The organism is Roseomonas sp. KE2513, from assembly GCF_016107305.1.
Classification (GTDB): Bacteria; Pseudomonadota; Alphaproteobacteria; order Acetobacterales; family Acetobacteraceae; genus Roseomonas.
On the sequence record NZ_RCVR01000133.1, the window covers coordinates 1 to 1,449 of the forward strand.

The 1,449-nt window shown below is 61.1% G+C and carries 2 protein-coding genes; both read left to right on the forward strand.

The features are described 5' to 3' along the window. The first annotated feature begins 206 nt into the window (after positions 1-206). On the forward strand, positions 207-398 hold the full coding sequence (locus tag D9599_RS30570; protein ID WP_198385108.1) for a hypothetical protein: 192 nt from the start codon (positions 207-209) through the stop codon (positions 396-398). Between the two features lie 113 nt (positions 399-511). Next, on the forward strand, positions 512-1,129 hold the full coding sequence (locus tag D9599_RS30575) for a class I SAM-dependent methyltransferase (protein WP_198385109.1): 618 nt from the start codon (positions 512-514) through the stop codon (positions 1,127-1,129). Positions 1,130-1,449 lie beyond the last annotated feature (320 nt).

The following is a 1,449-nucleotide window of genomic DNA, read 5'->3' on the forward strand; positions in this document are numbered from 1 at the left end:
CGATGACGAAGAGGGCGCCACGTCTTGGAAAACGGTGTGAGCCCGCCCTCTGCGACCAAGGATATGAGCAACTTGGCTCAGGTAGTTCATTTTTTAATCAAACCAAAATGCTGCACCTGCGTTGTAGGGGCGAACGTCATCCATCAGCCGCTTGACGAACCCTCCCAGGAACCATCCCGCGCAGCCAGAACGGCTCAGGATCCCCCATGTCTATTGCCTTTCTCCGACGGAGCGTTTTCCTCCTCGTCGCCCTCTTTGCCGTCCGGACCACCCCAGTGTCAGCGCTGGAAAGCCTTGCTGAGGAGCTTCACCCCCTGCTGACCACCGGCACCTCCGTATGGGTCCTGGCCGCCCTCTTCGCTGCACTCCTCGTCGGTCACCCAGGGCTGCGGCGCTGAGCTGGGGCAAGTAGTCACCGCGGCCGGTTGAAGATCCCGGCCTGTCCATGCCGCGGCCCTGCTCTCCTTACCCGCGTCCTTACCCATTCCATGCGGCACCACATATCCTGGCGATGCAGCTCCCACACTTACCACCCGAGGCCTTCCGCAAGGCAGACTCCTCGCCTGACCACCTCTTCTACCAGCAGCCACGTTTCGTCACCCATATTGACGACGCAGCCATTGCAGCGGTCACGGCGACCTACCGGGAGATGCTGCCGCCCGGTGGCACCGTGCTCGACCTGATGAGCAGCTGGGTCAGCCACTTGCCGCCGGAGATCCACTACGGCGAGGTGATCGGGCACGGCATGAACGAGGCAGAGCTTGCGGCAAACAAGCGGCTCTCGCGATGGTTCGTTCAGGACCTAAATAGTGAGCCGACCTTGCCGCTTACTGAAGCAGCCTTCAACGCCGTTTGCCTCTGCGTCTCGGTGCAATATCTGCAGCAGCCAGTCACTGTCTTCCAGGAGGTGGCTAGAGTGCTGCGCCAGGGCGCACCCTTCGTGGTCTCCTTCAGCAACCGCTGCTTTCCCACAAAGGCCGTTGCCATCTGGCAGGCCCTTGGTGACGGCGCGGAGCAGCAGCGCTTGATCGGCGCTTACATGAAGGCAGCTGGATTCCAGACCGTCGAGGACCGAACGCACCAACCAGTGGCTGGCGACCCATTGTGGACCGTGATCGGCCGACGCTGACTGCAGCCGAGGAGTCATGATCGTGCAGGAACGGCTTTGCGACTGCAGCTACCGGCCCACCGCCCATGTTCAACACCGACCAACGACCGTTGATCGGTGGTGAACACCCCCTAGACCGAGAGTCACTGGAGGAAATCAAGACCTGTTAGGCCCGGTTCGCACGCATCGTTCACACATGGTAGCTTACCGAGCCTATAGAGGAGCAGACATTGGATAGTAGGTTGCTCCAGTCACCTCCTGCCTAGCTAACACGCCGCGAGGTATCAGTCCCCATCAGAACTGCGGCATTGGCGGCAGCGGCTCCATCGGTGCTTTGAACC